The sequence below is a fragment of the Streptomyces erythrochromogenes genome, from assembly GCF_036170895.1.
Taxonomy (GTDB): Bacteria; Actinomycetota; Actinomycetes; order Streptomycetales; family Streptomycetaceae; genus Streptomyces; species Streptomyces erythrochromogenes.
The window spans coordinates 81,664-95,933 of sequence record NZ_CP108036.1 but is presented as its reverse complement, the minus strand read 5'-3'; the positions used below and the strand labels follow the sequence as shown (position 1 = coordinate 95,933).

Annotated in this window: 13 protein-coding genes; 9 read left to right on the top strand and 4 right to left on the bottom strand. The window is 73.4% G+C overall.

What is annotated here, in order from left to right:
* Positions 1–23: 23 nt before the first annotated feature.
* The gene (locus OHA91_RS00390; RefSeq protein WP_328738249.1) at positions 24–2,792 is read right to left on the bottom strand and encodes a helix-turn-helix transcriptional regulator; all 2,769 of its coding nucleotides are present in this window, start codon (positions 2,790–2,792) and stop codon (positions 24–26) included.
* A 119-nt stretch (positions 2,793–2,911) separates the two neighbouring features.
* Here OHA91_RS00390 and OHA91_RS00385 point away from each other — a divergent pair, with 119 nt between their 5' ends.
* Positions 2,912–3,961 carry a helix-turn-helix domain-containing protein gene (locus OHA91_RS00385; protein ID WP_328738248.1) on the top strand — a complete coding sequence of 350 codons (1,050 nt, stop codon included), beginning with the start codon at positions 2,912–2,914 and terminating at the stop codon, positions 3,959–3,961.
* Between the two features lie 191 nt (positions 3,962–4,152).
* A complete protein-coding gene (gene msrA / locus OHA91_RS00380; protein WP_031154698.1) occupies positions 4,153–4,659 on the top strand; it encodes a peptide-methionine (S)-S-oxide reductase MsrA in 507 nt (168 codons plus the stop codon).
* Positions 4,660–4,687: 28 nt separating this feature from the next.
* Here msrA and OHA91_RS00375 read toward each other — a convergent pair whose 3' ends face one another.
* Complete coding sequence (locus tag OHA91_RS00375) at positions 4,688–5,314, bottom strand: ATP-binding protein (RefSeq protein ID WP_328738247.1); 627 nt, start codon at positions 5,312–5,314, stop codon at positions 4,688–4,690.
* A 113-nt stretch (positions 5,315–5,427) separates the two neighbouring features.
* Here OHA91_RS00375 and OHA91_RS00370 point away from each other — a divergent pair, with 113 nt between their 5' ends.
* The 5 genes from OHA91_RS00370 (at position 5,428) to OHA91_RS00350 (ending at position 10,573) form a co-directional block, all read left to right on the top strand.
* The gene (locus OHA91_RS00370) at positions 5,428–5,976 is read left to right on the top strand and encodes a CGNR zinc finger domain-containing protein (RefSeq protein WP_328738246.1); all 549 of its coding nucleotides are present in this window, start codon (positions 5,428–5,430) and stop codon (positions 5,974–5,976) included.
* 427 nt (positions 5,977–6,403) lie between these two features.
* The gene (locus tag OHA91_RS00365; protein WP_328738245.1) at positions 6,404–7,975 is read left to right on the top strand and encodes an alpha/beta fold hydrolase; all 1,572 of its coding nucleotides are present in this window, start codon (positions 6,404–6,406) and stop codon (positions 7,973–7,975) included.
* Positions 7,976–8,059: 84 nt separating this feature from the next.
* Positions 8,060–8,290, top strand: a complete 231-nt coding sequence (locus OHA91_RS00360; protein WP_031154691.1) for a serine hydrolase — start codon at positions 8,060–8,062, stop codon at positions 8,288–8,290.
* A 181-nt stretch (positions 8,291–8,471) separates the two neighbouring features.
* Positions 8,472–10,316, top strand: coding sequence for a SpoIIE family protein phosphatase (locus OHA91_RS00355; protein ID WP_328738244.1), 1,845 nt, complete (start codon positions 8,472–8,474; stop codon positions 10,314–10,316).
* Positions 10,211–10,573: an ATP-binding protein gene (locus tag OHA91_RS00350; protein ID WP_328738243.1), complete on the top strand. Its 363-nt coding sequence runs from the start codon at positions 10,211–10,213 to the stop codon at positions 10,571–10,573. The genes OHA91_RS00355 and OHA91_RS00350 overlap by 106 nt, the downstream gene beginning before the upstream one ends.
* A gap of 8 nt (positions 10,574–10,581) precedes the next feature.
* On the opposite strand, the gene OHA91_RS00345 is transcribed toward OHA91_RS00350, so the two are convergent.
* A complete protein-coding gene (locus OHA91_RS00345; protein WP_328738242.1) occupies positions 10,582–11,367 on the bottom strand; it encodes a rhomboid-like protein in 786 nt (261 codons plus the stop codon).
* A gap of 409 nt (positions 11,368–11,776) precedes the next feature.
* Here OHA91_RS00345 and OHA91_RS00340 point away from each other — a divergent pair, with 409 nt between their 5' ends.
* Entirely contained in the window at positions 11,777–12,652 is an 876-nt protein-coding gene (locus OHA91_RS00340) for a C40 family peptidase (protein ID WP_031154684.1), read from the top strand.
* Positions 12,653–12,727: 75 nt separating this feature from the next.
* Complete coding sequence (locus tag OHA91_RS00335; RefSeq protein WP_031154682.1) at positions 12,728–13,111, top strand: hypothetical protein; 384 nt, start codon at positions 12,728–12,730, stop codon at positions 13,109–13,111.
* A gap of 63 nt (positions 13,112–13,174) precedes the next feature.
* On the opposite strand, the gene OHA91_RS00330 is transcribed toward OHA91_RS00335, so the two are convergent.
* Entirely contained in the window at positions 13,175–14,140 is a 966-nt protein-coding gene (locus OHA91_RS00330) for an MBL fold metallo-hydrolase (protein WP_328738241.1), read from the bottom strand.
* Positions 14,141–14,270: the final 130 nt, after the last annotated feature.

Sequence of the window (14,270 nt, the reverse complement as noted above, 5' to 3'; positions counted from 1 at the left end):
TGCGGTGGCCACTCCTGCGGCGGCTACTCCTGCGGCAGCGACGCAGCCAACTGCCGGCGGGAGGAGACACCGAGCTTCCGGAAGACCTTGCCGAGGTGGTACTCCACCGTGCTCGCACTGATGAACAAGTCCGTCGCGATCTCCTGATTGGTGGCACCACGAGCTGCCATCCGCGCGACCCGGAACTCCTGCGGGGTGAGGTGCCGCTCGGTCCCCGCGCCCCGCTTGCGCGCCTGCTCGCCCGTGGCCCGCAGTTCCAGACGGGCCCGCTCGGCGAAGGCGGCCGCCCCCATCGACGTGAACTGCCCGTGGGCGCGCCGCAGCAGGCTTCGGGCGTCGTGCCTGCGGCGCTGCCGACGCAGCCACTCCCCGTACAGGAGGTCCGTGTGCGCCTTCTCGGTGAGGAGCGGCGTCGGCGCCAGATGCGCGGCGGCCTCCTGGAAGAGGCCCTCCGCCTCGCTGTCCGGGGCGACGAGGGCGCGGCTGCGGGCCAGCAGGCCCGACGCCCACGGGGTGCCGCTGGCCGTGGCCCGCTCGGCGAGGAGCTCCAAGGCCCGGCGGGCCACGCCCTGATCGCCGTTGCGGACGGCGGCCTCGACCAGGCCGGGAAGGCTCAGCCCGCCGCAGTGCGGCGGAGGGTCGTCGAGAACCGCCTGGGCCGCGGCCTGGGCCTGCGGGTAGCGGCGCCCGCCCAGCCCGAGCACGACCAGCGCCGCACGGGCCAATTGCACCTGAATCCCGCCGGGAAGCTCGGGATACAGCTCCCGCTGCGCCGCCACCGCCGACAGGGTCGCCGGCTCGTCCCCGCGCCAGGCGTGCAGCATCACATCGGTGGGGTGGGAAAAGCGCGGATCGGCTCCGGTCGCGTCCGCGATGTCCTTGAACTCCGCGAAGTGCGCTTCCGCACCGGCCAGGTTGCCGCGGAACACCTCCGAGGTCGCGTTGGCGTGCGCACTGATCTGGAGCATGCGCAGCGCCCCGTGGCCGCGCGCGGCATCGGCGTACCGCCGTCCGCATTCCCCCAGGGCGTCGATGTCCCACAACTCGACGGCGGCGATCATCCCCAGCAGGCTCCAGCGGACCGCTCCGCCCTCTTCCGCTCCGGGCAGCCTCATCGCCGCGAGCGCCGCCCGCAGGGACGGCGCGGCCTCGCGGTGGCCGACGGCGACCAGCCGGGCGTGACCGTCCAGCAGAAGATCCGGAACGCAAACATCCGCACCGGGCGCCGGGGCCGTACGGCAGGCGACGGCGGTGAGCGCGGCGCCGGCCACCTGCAGGGCACCGGCATCGGGGCCGCTGCGGGGAGCGACCATCGCAGCGTCGAAGGCCTCCAGCAGCGTGTCGCGGCCCGCTCCCGGGTCGTGCTCCGAGAGCACCAGGGCGGCGTCGAGGAGCAGGCGCACCGCCCCGTCCCCGCCCAGCATCAGGCGGGCCAGCCCGCCCAGCCGGTCGGCATGGGCGCCCAGGACGGGGATCGCAGGCCCCGGCGCCGGCAGCCGGGAGAGGAGCTCCTCGGCCCGGTGCGGGGCGCCGGCCATGAGCGCCGCCGCACACGCCTCGAGCAGCCGTGCGGTCCGCTGGACCGGGTCGTCGGTGAGATCCGCGGCCCGCTGCAGGAAAGCGGCCTGAGCCAGGTAGCCGCCGGTGTTCCTGGCCCGCTCGGCACAGCCGTGCAGTGCGGACGCGACCTGCTCGTCGGGGCCGTCCGCGGCGGCGGCCGCATGCCAGGCGTGCCGTTCGGGTTCGGCGTGCGCGTCGGTCACGGCGGCGAGAGCGGCATGCACGGAACGGCGTTCGGCCCGCGACGCGCCCCCGTACACGGCCGAGCGGATCAGCGGGTGACGGAACGCGGAGGCGCCGGGAGCGGGGCGGGCGGTCAGCAGCTCCTCCCGTTCGGCCTGTTCGAACGCCTCGGCTATGTCGTCGTTGCCGGCCCCCATCCGGTGCCGGACCGCCCGCCGTACGAGGTGCCGGTCGCCGGTCGCGTCGGCGGCCGCCGTCAGCAGCACCGTCCGGGTCAGCACCGGCATGTCGTGGACCCGCCGCAGGAACCGTGCCTCCAGGCGCCGCCCGAGGGCCGGCGGTTCGGCGAACCCCGCCTCCACGACATGGGGCCCCTGGGCCAGTTCGCGCAGGGCGAGCGGATTGCCGGCCGCCTCGGCGATGATCCGCTCGGCCACGACCTGGTCGATCCCGCCGTCGGCGTGGTCCATGAGCAGCGCCAGCGCATCGCTCTCCGGCAGCCGGCCGAGCCGGAGTTCGGGCAGACCGGTCAGTGTCGGCGGCGCCGCCGCGTCGTCGCGCAGGGCGAAAAGAGCGACGATGCCGTCGGCGTGGAGCCGGCGCCCCACGAAGGCCAGGACGTCGAGGGACTCCCGGTCCAGCCACTGGGCGTCGTCGCACACGACCAGCAGCGGCCGCTCGCGGGCGGACTCCGCGAGGAGGGTGAGAGCGGCGAGCCCCACCAGGAACCGGTCGGGCGCGGCACCGCCCACCATCCCGAACGCCGTTTCGAGCGCGGCACGCTGCGGCCCGGGCAGCCCGGCCCGGGCACCCAGGAACGGCAGCAGGACGCGGTGCACGGCCGCGAAACCCAGCTCCTGCTCGGCCTCGACGCCCGCGACCCGCGTGACCTGCAGGCCCGAAGCCGACGCGACCGCGTGGTCCAGCAGGGCCGTCTTGCCGATGCCGGCATCGCCGCGCAGGACGAGCACGCCGCTCATGCCCGCGCGGGCGCCCTCCAACAGCCGGTGCACCAGAGCGCTTTCCGCCCCCCGGCCTCTCATGATCATGAACTGAACATACCGGCTCCGGGTTCCCCGGGCGGACCGCGCCGGACTGGGGACCGGGCGGAACCGACTGGGAGGTTTCCGGGATTCGAACCCCCGCCCTCCCTCGGCACGCTCGGGGCATGCAAGCGCAAAAAACCGAACGGGTCCGCACACGGTCCCGCCCCGCGGACCAGCCGACGGCGGACAGGGCGACGGACAGGGCGACGGACCGCGCGGCGGACAGGGCGACGGACAGGGCGACGGACAGGGCGGCGGAGCCGGGGCTGTTCGCCGACGAGATCGCGATCGACGACTGCGGATACCTTCGGATACGCACCCTCGAAGCCACACCGCACCGGACCCACCGCGACGGCCGGAACAGCGAAATCGGCGGGCCGTTCGTCGTCGTGGCCGTTCAGGCCTCGGGTAGCGGGCTGCTGTCCCGCAACGGCAGCCGGATACGCCTGTCGCAGGGCGACATGGCCCTGCTCCCCTCGGGCGGCGAACTCGCCGTGGAGTTGCCCGAGCCCTCCCGGATGCACCTGCTCCGGCTGCCGTGTGCCGTGCTCGCCGTCCCGCAGGCAGACCTGTCGGCCGTGCTGGGCAGTGTCATCCGGGCCACTCCGGGCCTGGGGTCCGTCGTCTCCCGCTTCCTGGCCGCCTTCGCCGAAGCGGCACCGGGCCTGGATGCCGAAGCCGGCGGCCGCATGGCCGGCCACATCGCAGGGATGCTGGCCACCCTCATCGCGGAGCGGGCCGCCGCCGGCACCCGGCCCGCAGCCGGGACCGCCACGACGGAAGCAGCGGTCCTGATGGCGCGTATCCGTGCCCACATCAGCCTGCACCTGGCGGACCCGGACCTGTCCCCACGGTCGATCGCCACCGCACACCACGTGTCCGTCCGCTACCTGCACCGGCTCTTCTCGCAGGACGCCACGACGGTCGGCAACTGGATCCGGGAGCGCCGCCTGGAAGAGGCCGCCCGGGAGCTGGCCCGACCGGGACGCAGCAGGACCGTCTCCTGCATCGCACACCGGTGGGGCTTCGTCAGCGCCAACCACTTCAGCCGTGTGTTCCGCCAGCGGTACGGCATGTCACCGCGGGACTGGACCAACTCCTTCGCGCCGCCCCGGAATCCTCCGCCGGGCGGGGTGCCGGCCGGTGTCAGCCGTTGCGCTTGTGCCCGTTGAGCTGGATGTACCCCAGGTCCGCGATGAGCGCGTCTGCCGGCCCTGCGCCCCGCCTGGTGCGGCGCAGGGCGGCGGGCGCCACGGCCGCCGCGCATTGACAGGCGGCACCCGAAGTCGCGACCATCAGGTCACCGTTCCAACAGGTGATACTTGATGGGCGTCCTCGGAGGACAACGAAAGGACAACCCGTCATGAGCAAGACCGAGCAGAAGGCATGGCTGGCCGGCGGCTGCTTCTGGGGCATGCAGGACCTCATCCGCAGACTCCCCGGCGTGCTGAGCACACGGGTCGGATACAGCGGCGGCGGCACACCCCACCCCACCTACCGCGACCACGGCACCCACGCGGAGGCGATCGAGATCGTCTTCGACCCCGCCGCCACCGACTACCGCACCATCCTCGAGTACTTCTTCCAGATCCACGACCCGACGACGAAGAACCGCCAGGGCAACGACATCGGCACCAGCTACCGCTCCGCCATCTTCTACCTGGACGAAGAGCAGCGGCACATCGCCCAGGAGACCATCGCCGACGTCGAGGTGTCCGGCCTGTGGCCCGGAACGGTCGTGACCGAGGTGGTCCCCGCCGACGAGTTCTGGGAAGCCGAACCGGAGCACCAGGACTACCTCGCCCGCTACCCCGACGGCTACACCTGCCACTTCCCCCGCCCCCACTGGAAGCTCCCCAAGCGGGCCTAGGATTCGCGGCCGGCCGGCGGCGGAGCCGTCAGCCCCCGCGCCGGTCGTCGACCCGAAGCTCCAGATGCGGCCAGGCCGCGGCGAGGCGCGCAAGGTCGACGGCCGCCGGCGCGGTCACCGCCCCCAGCGACTCGTCCGGCCTGAAGCGGACCAGCGTGCCGGTCGTGCCGTCGGCCTCGACGGGCTCGAGGCCGGTGACGGGGACGCCGCGTTCGTAGCGCTGGGTCCAGGCCCCGCTCCGGCGGCGGTTGGTGTGGACGAGCCACTCGCTGAGCGCCGCGACCACGGACATGCCGCGCCGGGGACGGCCGTCGGGCAGTACCTCGGCCTGCGGGACGTCGAAGAACCGCAGGTCCTTCGTGGCCATGACCGGCTTCTTCACCGTCCGGCCGTGCTCGTCCACCCGGGTGTCGGTGCCCCGTCCGTCATCGCGGACGGACAGGGAGCCGTCGGGATGGAGGGCGACGGCGCAGCTTCCGCCGCCCCTGCCCGACGCCTCGTCGGCGGCATAGGCGAGTACCTCCAGGGCCAGGTGCCAGGGGCCGTCCGGAGCGAACTCCGCGGGACTGCACCGGATGTGTGCCAGATGATCCGCATCGACGGTGGCGGCCCAGTCGTGCGTCGTGTTGGCCCAGGAAGCCCTCAAACCGTCCATCGGACAAGTATCCCGCCCGGTGCCGAAGCCCGTGCGGGCCGCCCTCCGGCCGGTGACCGCCCACCGAGTCCATGCTCCTTGCACGCCCTAACGTCACCTGTCAGACTGGTGATATGGGGCATGCGTTTCCTGCCGGAACACCGGCACTCGACTTCGCGGGGACGCTGCGCGTGCGCTACGGCCCCAAGACCCGGGAGATGCTCGACTCGCCGGAGAGCCTCGGGCTGTGGTTCAGCGAATGCGGCATCACCGAGAGCGGAATCGACTGCCAGGAGGCCGACCTCGCCGAGGCGCTGGTCCTGCGGGAGGCGATCTACCGGCTGGTCCGGGCGAGGATCGACGGCGAGAGCTACGACGAGGAGGCACTGGCCCTCGTCAACGAGGCCGCCCGCGGCCCGGCGCCCGTCCTCCGGCTCACGGCCACCGGCCGCCGGATCGAGGCCACGATCCAGCAGGCGCTGGCATACGTCGCCCGCGACACGGTCACCGTCCTCAGCGGGCCGGACGTGCCCCTGCTCAAGGAGTGCGCGAACCCCGAGTGCACCCAGTTCTACGTCGACCGCTCCCGCGGAGCGCGCCGCGAGTGGTGCGGGATGGACCCCTGCGGCAACAAGATCAAGGCCGCCGCCTACCGGGCACGCAAGCGCGCCGTCGCGTCGTAGCAGCGGTCCGTTCCGGGTGCGGGAAAGCGACGTGCGACGACCTCGGCCCGGCCGTCGAGGGGTTCTTGACCGAGAGCCGGGCCCGGGCCCCGCTCCACAGGGCGGAGCTCCGACGAGCGGCGCACCACCCTCCGTACGGCGGGGCGGGTCCTTCCCGGGCGGGTGACGCGGACGCCGCCCCCGCAGGTCGAGGTGGCAGCCGGGTCGCCTCGGTGGGCCGCCCGCGGCTGCCGGTCCCCCTCCGGTCCGGCCGGCAGTCCGCCCATGGTCAGAGCCACCGCACGGCAGGGCCCGTCCGGCCCCCTCGCCCGCCTGAGCGGGACCGCACGCGTCCCGGTAGCGTTGATGGTGCGCGTTCCGCCCACACCGCCACGCCGCCGCCCGGCGGGGCAGCCGCCGATCGGCATCGGCAGAGGAACGGGATCACATGCCACAGCACCGCTTCCCGCCCGGGGTGCAGGCCGCCGGGGCCGTTCTCGCCCTCCTGACGGCCCTCGGCCCCACGCAGGCCGCCGCCGCACCACCCACCCCCGCCCCCCCCACCCCCGCCCCCACCGGGCCCGCCCCGGCCGCAGGGGCCCGCTTCGTACCGGGCCCCTGCCCCAGCACCCCCGAACCGATCGAAGCCCTGGCCACCGCCCGCTGCGGATACCTGGAGGTCCCCGAGAACCGCACCCGGCCCGGCGGCCGGACCATCCGGCTGGCCGCGGCGGTCATCCCCGCCACCTCGCCGAAGCCCGCCCAGGACCCCGTGGTGTTCATGTCGGGCGGCCCCGGCGGCGAGACCTTCGACGACATCCCCTACCTGGTCTCCTCCGGCCTGAACCGCGACCGCGACCTGATCGTCATGGCCCAGCGCGGCAACCTCTACGACACCCCCGACCTCGCCTGCCCGGAACTGGACCGCTTCTACGCCACCTCCGTCGGGCTGCCCTCCTACGCACCACAGACCGAGCGCCTCATGCTCGACGCGGCCAAGCAGTGCCGGGACCGCCTCACGGCCGAAGGCACCGACCTCAGCGCCTACAACAGCACCGAGAACGCCGCCGACTTCGCCGACCTGCGCACCGCACTCGGCATCAAGCAGTGGAACGTCTACGGCCACTCCTACGGCAGCAACCTCGCCCTGACCTACCTGCGCCTGCACCCCCAGGGCATCCGCGCGGTGGCGCTCGACTCCATCGCCCCTGCGCAGTCCGTCTCCCTGCCCTTCGCCTGGGCAAGCGCCCAGGAAGGCCTCGCGAACCTCTACAAGGCCTGCGCGGCCGAGCCCCGCTGCAACAGCCGCTACCCCGACCTCGAACGCACCCTGGACGAGCAGGTGCGCAAACTGCAGGCCCACCCGCTGACACTGAACGTCCGCCCGCCCCAGGGCGGAGCCCCGGTGAAGGTCGTCCTCGACGGCGGCGCGCTGGTCAACCTCCTGGTCGCCAAGGCCATCCCCTTCAAAGACGTCCCGGCTGCGATCGACGAACTCGCCCGCGGACACCCGGAACGCTTCGCCCGGGCCCGGGCCGCCGGCTCGGTCCAGGTCACCGGCCAGACCGCCCACGGCCTGACGAACTCGGTGGTGTGCAGCGAGTGGGTGCCGGACCACACGGCGTCCGACGTACTGGACGCCGGCCGCCGGGCCTTCCCCCACTGGCCGGACCCCGTCCTGGCCCAGGCACCCCAACTCGCCTTCCAGGAACAGGTGTGCCGCATCTGGAACGTCCCCGACCGCACCGCCCGGCAGCGGGTGGCCCCCGCCGCCTCGGTGCCGACGCTCTTCCTCAACGGAACGTTCGACATGAAGACCGGGCCGAGCTGGGCCCAGCAGACCGCCCGCACACTGCCCCGATCGAGCACCGTGCAGATCCCCGGCATCGGGCACTGGACCGTCCCGCAGTCACCCTGCGCCCAGAAGGTGCTGGCGTCCTTCCTCACCCGCCCGACCGCACCCGACACCGGCTGCGTGGCAGACCTCAAGTGGGAACCGTTCACCATCACCCCGAAGTGAGCGCCGAACGCCCGCGCGGAAAGAAAGGCCGACAACTACCGCACCGGCGGACCGCACCTGCTCACCGGGATCACGCAAGGCGCGGTGAGCGTCGGCGACGTCCTGCGCCCACGCGGCATCGACGAAGGGCGGTACGGGGCCGGAATCCTCCTCCTCCCCGACAAGACCCTGGTCCACCGGGGCGACTGGGAGGGATTCCACAGCACCTTCATCGTGAGCCCGGACCGCAACACCGCCGTCACCGTCGTGTGCAACGTGGACTCGCCCGACCATTTCCACGCGGCGAACCAACTGCTGGACATCTGGACCACATGACCGGGCCCGGCGGGTGGCGCAGCCCCGGCGGGTGGCGCAGGCCCGACAACAGGATGATGATCGGGAGAGGAAGCGCTCACCCCTGCCGCCGAGCCCGGGAGGGGAGGAGAGGCCCCGGGCGGCTCTGACAGGCATGGAGCGGATCGCCAGATCCCCGGACGAGGGACGGGCAGCGACACACATGGCATGGGGACGGTGGGACAGCGGGGCAGGCCCCCTGGGCGAGGCCGTGCTCACCGCCCTGTTCACCCGGGCACGGACCCCGATGTACCTCCTGGACACCGAGCTGCGGGTCACGTACGCCAATACGGCCGCGCAGGACACGCATCGCCCGCCCGGCCAGGCCCCGCCCGGCCAGGCCCCGCCCGGCCAGGGCCTGGCCGGACGCTACCTGTGGGACCTGCTCCCGGACGCCGAAACCGACCGCCTGCGCGATGTGCTCGGGCAGGTCCTGAAGACCGGCACCCCCCAGCTCGGGGTGCTCCTGCAAGGCCGCACCGCCGGCCCCGCCCGCCGGCCGCACATCCTCTCCCTCGACCTGCACCGCCTGCAGGACGCCGAGGGCCGGGTCCTGGGCGTCGCCGCCGCAGCCACCGACGGCACCGAAGAACACCGGGCCCGCAGCCGGCAGGCACTGCTGCACCAGGCGGCCGGCACCATCGGCACCACCCTGGACGTCCTGCGCACCGCGCAGGAACTGGCCGACCTGACCGTGCCCGCGCTCGCCGACGGCGTCGCCGTGGACGTCCTGGACTCGGTGCTGCGCGGTCAGGCCCCACCCTCCGGCCCCCTCCTGGACAACCTGCCGCTACGGCGAGCCGCCTACAGCGCCCGGCCCGGCGGGCAGGACATCGCGATCCACCAGGTGGGGGAAGTCAGCGCCTTCGCCAGCAACACCCCCTACACCGCCTGCCTGGCCGATCTCCAACCCCGCCTGGTGACCGACATCCAGCACGACCCGGCGTGGCTGGCACGCGAACCCGAACGCCGACGCCGGTTCCTCGCAGGCGGCGTGCACTCGCTGCTCCTCGTCCCGCTGGCCGCCCGCGGGGTCGTCCTCGGACTGGCCGTCTTCCTGCGCTGGCACACCCCCGAGCCGTTCGACAGGCAGGACCTCGCCCTGGCCGCCGACCTGGCCGCCCGGACCGCGCTGTGCCTGGACAACGCCCGCCTGTACAACCGCGAACGGTCCATCGCCCGCCTCCTGCAGCTCGACCTGCGCCCACCCCAGGTAGCCGCCCACATCGCCGTGGACACCGCCCACACCTACCGCCCGACCGGCCCCGGCGCCGACTGGTTCGACGTCATCCCGCTCTCCAGCGCCCGCGTCGCGCTCGCGGTGGGCGACATCCCCGCACCGGGCCTGCAGTCCGCCGCGCGCGTGGGAGAGCTGAGGGTCGCCCTCAGCGCCCTGTCGGCCATGGACCTGCCCCCCGACGAAGTCCTCGAACGACTCCACGCGCTGACCGCCCGCTTCCGCGCCGAGCTCCCACCACAGGAGCCCCACCGGCCCGTCAGCTGCCTGTACGCCGTCTACGACCCCGTCACCGGCCGCTGCACCGCGGCCAGCTCCGGACACCCCCCGCCGGCCATCCTGTGGCCCGACGGCACCGTGTCGTTCGCCGAGATCCCCGCCGGCCCCATCCTCGGCCGCGGCAACGGCCAGTACGAGGCCGCCGAACTCCAACTGCCCGAGGGAACCACCCTGGCCCTCTACAACACCGGGATCCTGGACACCGCGGGACAGGACGCGACGGCCGCACAGCAGAGCCGGCTGGGCCAGGCCCTCGCCTCCGGCACCGGCACCCTGCAGGACCGCTGCGACGCCGTCCACTACGCCATGGCCCCGCACGAAACCGACCACGACGTGGTCCTGCTCCTCGCCCGCACCCGCCTCCTCGGCCCCGACCGGGCTGCGGCATGGACCTGGCCCAACGACGCCTCCACCATCGCCGACGCACGCAGCGCCGTCCGTCACACCCTCGCCGCCTGGGCCTGCACCACCTGGGGGACAGCACCGCCCTGATCGCCAGCGAACTCGCCACCAACGCCGTCCGGTACACCTCCACCCCCTTCCAACTCCGCCTGATCCGCACCGAGTACTCCCTGACCTGCGAAGTCATCGACGACAACAGCACCTCTCCCCAACTACGCCACGCCGACGACACCGACGAAGGCGGCCGAGGCCTGTTCATCACCTCCCAGCTCACCGAGAACTGGGGCGTGCGCCCCGCCCGCCGCGGCAAAGCCATCTGGGCCGAACAGGCAGTGCACCCCGCCTGACGGCGGACTCACACCGAGGGAGGCGCCCCGGCCCCGGCTCCGGCTCCGGCACTGGCACCGGCTCCCGCCCCGGCCCCGGCTTCGGCGGCGGCGGAGGACGGCCCGCCGGCGCGGACCCGCCGGCGCCGGAAGGCCGGGACGGCCAGCAGCCCGAAGCCGAGGACCGCCGCCAGGAGATGGCCGACCGTGGTGAAGTCCGGCAGCGGCCCGTTCCACTCCAGCCCGCCCAGAGGCCACGCGAGCACGAACACCGCCCAGGGCAGGCGGCCCCGGCGCGGCAGGGCGAGCGTGCCGACCGCCAGCACCGTCTGCGCGCCGTAACTGACCCCGTAGTCCAAGGACCCCCGCACCGCCGCCGGATACCAGCCGTACCGCAGCCCGACACCGATGACGGCGGCGGTCAGCAGCGTGGCCGCGACATGCCCGCCGAGGAACACCGCCACCGCGCGCCGCTTCCCCCACCGCGACTCCGCCCACGCCAGGAAGCAGCACACCCCGAGACCCAAGGTGATCAGGGTGCCCACGAAGTCCGTCGACGCGACGTCCGTGAGCGTCCCGTCGAAGAACAACGCGCTGCCGACCAGCGCCGGCAGCGGATGATCCCGCAGGTTGTCCAGGTTGGTGCTGAGGTACCCCAGCACGGCGGCCGCCCGATCGGCGGACACCCGGCCGATCCACGCGTGGCCGGCCAGGAGCAGGCAGACAAAGGCCAGGGTCAGCGGCGCACGGCGCGGATACCACCGCACGGCGCGGAGCGCTCTGCCGAGGGGCCCCGGCAGTGGCGATGAGTTCATCCGCGGCATTCTCCGGTCCGGTCGAGTCGAAGGCGGGGGACACGCCGGCCGGCACCTCGCCGCGGCCGGTCCCCGGCCACCCCCTCAAGGTGATGCGGTTTGCCGCGCCCGGGTTCCGGTGAACCCGCAGACATGCGACGGCGTACGACGCCCACCCGGCGCGCCGGAAGCGGACCACACGCCCCGCGCCGGGCCCGGACACCCCTCCGGGAGCACCGCTGACGGCTGCTCAAAAGCCCAGGCGGGAAGGGGTTTCCCCGAAGTTTCCCGTTTCCCGTTGCAGTGGGCGACCCGCGCCTCCTCGACACACACGGCCGCCGGGGAACAGTCTCGAAGTGCCCGACGACAGGACACCACGACGAGTACGACGCCCCGCGGCACACCGCGCGGCGGAAACGGGGGACCGGACATGGCGATGCGCACGACAGCGGTGGCGGCGGCGACGGCGCTCACCCTCCTGACCGCATGGGAAGGAGCCCACAGCGCCACCGCGGCCGCCACCACCGCGGCACCGAAGACAGCGGCGGTGGCGGCGGCGGGGGAGTGCCGAGTACTCGCCCCCGGCGCCTCCGCGGTGGCCGAGAAGGCCGTGGCAGCCGCCTGCGAACAGATCGGCGTCTGGTACACCTGGGGCGGCGGCCACGGACCACAACCGGGCCCCACCTACGGCCAGGTCGACCCCAGCGACCCCGACAGCGCACACGACCCCGAGCGCCTCGGCTTCGACTGCTCGGGACTGGTCCGCTACGCCTACCACCGCGCGGCCGGCGGCGACCCGCTGACCGGCAACGCCTACCACCAGTTCCACTCACCGCAGGTGCAACAGCGGTTCACCGCCGGGCAGGGGACCGCACCACTGCTCCCGGGGGACCTCCTGGCCTGGGGCTCGGGGGGCTCCGTCCACCACATCGCGATCTACCTGGGCGCGGGCAAGATGGTCGAGGCCCGGGAATCGGGCACCCGGATCACCGTCAGCGACGTACGGCTGGGCGGCGACTACGCCGGAGCGGTCCGCATCGCACCGCCGGCGCAGGCACCCGGCACGTTCAGCACCTGGGGCACGGACGTGTGGACCCACAAGGAGCCGTCCACCACCAGCCCGCGCGTCCACAAGTTCCCCGGCCCCACCACGGTGCGCATCGACTGCCAGAAGCACGCCGAACCCGTGACCGCCGAGGGCTACACCAACGACGCCTGGTCCTACCTGCCCGAGTACGGGGCGTGGATCACCAACATCTACATCAAGGGCCCCGCCTGGCTGGACGGCGTACGCACCTGCCCCTGAACACGCACACCACACACCACACAGCACCCGTCCATCACCCGGCTCCCGAGAGAGCCGGTTCTTCGAGGAGGAACCATGTCCGCACGCAACAAGATCGCCCTGGGTCTCGCCGCCGCCGCACTGGCGGCCGGCACGGCCACCGTGACCGGGCCCGCCGCGGCCGCGCCCGCCGCCGGCAGGAGCGCGGCCGCCGAATGCGGGGTGCGCGCCGACGGCAAGCTGTGGTGCGGCAACCGGGTCGGCGCCAAGGGCTACGAGCACCGCCGCTACAACTCCGCGGTGCGCGGGCCGTTGAACACCAGCCCCAGTTGGTTCCAGTGCTGGGGCCGCGGCGACCAGCACGCCGGCGGCAACAACGTCTGGTACTGGACCCAGTTGGACAACGGCCAGTGGGGCAACGTCGCCGCCGTCGACGTCCACACCTCCGTCGACCCCGCGCCGGGCCTGCGCGAGTGCTGAGCAACTCCTGTGAACGACGGCGCGGCCCCCACCGGCGACAGCCGATGGGGGCCGCGCCGTCCGTCAGCCGTGCTGGTGCTGCTCCGGCAGCCGGCTCTCCGGATGCGCCCACAGCAGCACGTTCGCGGGCCGCTCGTCGCGGAAGAAGTCGAGCACGTCCTGGTCCGAATGGCGCAGGCTGAAATGGGTGAGGACGAAGAGGGTCTCCGGGTGGGCCTCGACGACCGGCTTCAGCCGGCTCCACACGGTGTGCCCGACCCGGTCGGCGCGCGCCAGCTCGGCGTCGTCGAGGAACGTGCACTCGGTGATGACCACCGGATACTCCAACAGCCACGGATTGTCCTCGAAGACGCTCACGTGGGTGTCCCCGAGGAACGCGAACAGCGGCCTGAGCACCTCCCGTTCGACCTCCACGCCCTCCTTGCGGCGCTCGGCGAGGATCCGGCCGAACTCCGCACCCCGGCCCTGCTCCGCGAGGCCGCGCCGCAGTTCCTCGTACTCGGGCAGCAGCGCCTTGCGCGGCTCGGAGAACGCGTACCCCACGCACGGCACCTTGTGGACGCACTCCACCACCCGCACACGGTGGCCGCGCCGCCCGAAGGCGAACTCGTCACCGCCGCGCACCCCGTGCAGCCGGCAGCCCGCGGCGAGCGCAGGGTCGTAGGCGGCGCCGTGGTTCAGCTCGGCGGACGCCCGCAGGAACGACTCCACGTACGGCACTGCCGCGGCCGGCAGGTGGATGTCGACCCCGTCGGCCCTGGCGGCCAGGTAGTCGAGGTCCTTGGAGTGGTCGTGGTGGGTATGGGTGAGGAAGACGGTCTCCGGCTGCCGCCCCTCCGCCAGCCCGGCGTCGAGCGCGCACCGCAGCTCCGGGATGTGGAAGAACGTCTTGTCGTTGGCCCGCGAATAGCCGGTGAGGGTGAACTCGGTACCGGGTATCCGCCAGGTCTTCCACTGCCGGAACGGGTGCCCCCGCTCCAGCCGCTCGGGATGGGCGGCCGGTGTCGTCCGCGCAGGGGCCAGTGTCATCGGTGCCTCCGTCGGACCGCCATGATCGGGTGAAGGGGCCGATCGTAACGGCCGGCACACCACCGCGGCCCGCGGTTTTCCCGCCGCACGACCAGCGCCGACGACCGTGCGCCGCCGATCGTGCGCCGCG

What these genes read in the sequence shown, in the direction of transcription:
- OHA91_RS00335 (WP_031154682.1), top strand. Translation starts at nt 12,728, where the DNA reads ATGTCCGCACGCAACAAGATCGCCCTGGGTCTCGCCGCCGCCGCACTG.
- OHA91_RS00370 (WP_328738246.1), top strand. Translation starts at nt 5,428, where the DNA reads ATGGGGCATGCGTTTCCTGCCGGAACACCGGCACTCGACTTCGCGGGG.
- OHA91_RS00375 (WP_328738247.1), bottom strand. Translation starts at nt 5,314, where the DNA reads ATGGACGGTTTGAGGGCTTCCTGGGCCAACACGACGCACGACTGGGCC.
- OHA91_RS00355 (WP_328738244.1), top strand. Translation starts at nt 8,472, where the DNA reads ATGGCATGGGGACGGTGGGACAGCGGGGCAGGCCCCCTGGGCGAGGCC.
- OHA91_RS00365 (WP_328738245.1), top strand. Translation starts at nt 6,404, where the DNA reads ATGCCACAGCACCGCTTCCCGCCCGGGGTGCAGGCCGCCGGGGCCGTT.
- msrA (WP_031154698.1), top strand. Translation starts at nt 4,153, where the DNA reads ATGAGCAAGACCGAGCAGAAGGCATGGCTGGCCGGCGGCTGCTTCTGG.
- OHA91_RS00345 (WP_328738242.1), bottom strand. Translation starts at nt 11,367, where the DNA reads ATGAACTCATCGCCACTGCCGGGGCCCCTCGGCAGAGCGCTCCGCGCC.
- OHA91_RS00390 (WP_328738249.1), bottom strand. Translation starts at nt 2,792, where the DNA reads ATGATCATGAGAGGCCGGGGGGCGGAAAGCGCTCTGGTGCACCGGCTG.
- OHA91_RS00340 (WP_031154684.1), top strand. Translation starts at nt 11,777, where the DNA reads ATGGCGATGCGCACGACAGCGGTGGCGGCGGCGACGGCGCTCACCCTC.
- OHA91_RS00385 (WP_328738248.1), top strand. Translation starts at nt 2,912, where the DNA reads ATGCAAGCGCAAAAAACCGAACGGGTCCGCACACGGTCCCGCCCCGCG.
- OHA91_RS00350 (WP_328738243.1), top strand. Translation starts at nt 10,211, where the DNA reads ATGGACCTGGCCCAACGACGCCTCCACCATCGCCGACGCACGCAGCGC.
- OHA91_RS00330 (WP_328738241.1), bottom strand. Translation starts at nt 14,140, where the DNA reads ATGACACTGGCCCCTGCGCGGACGACACCGGCCGCCCATCCCGAGCGG.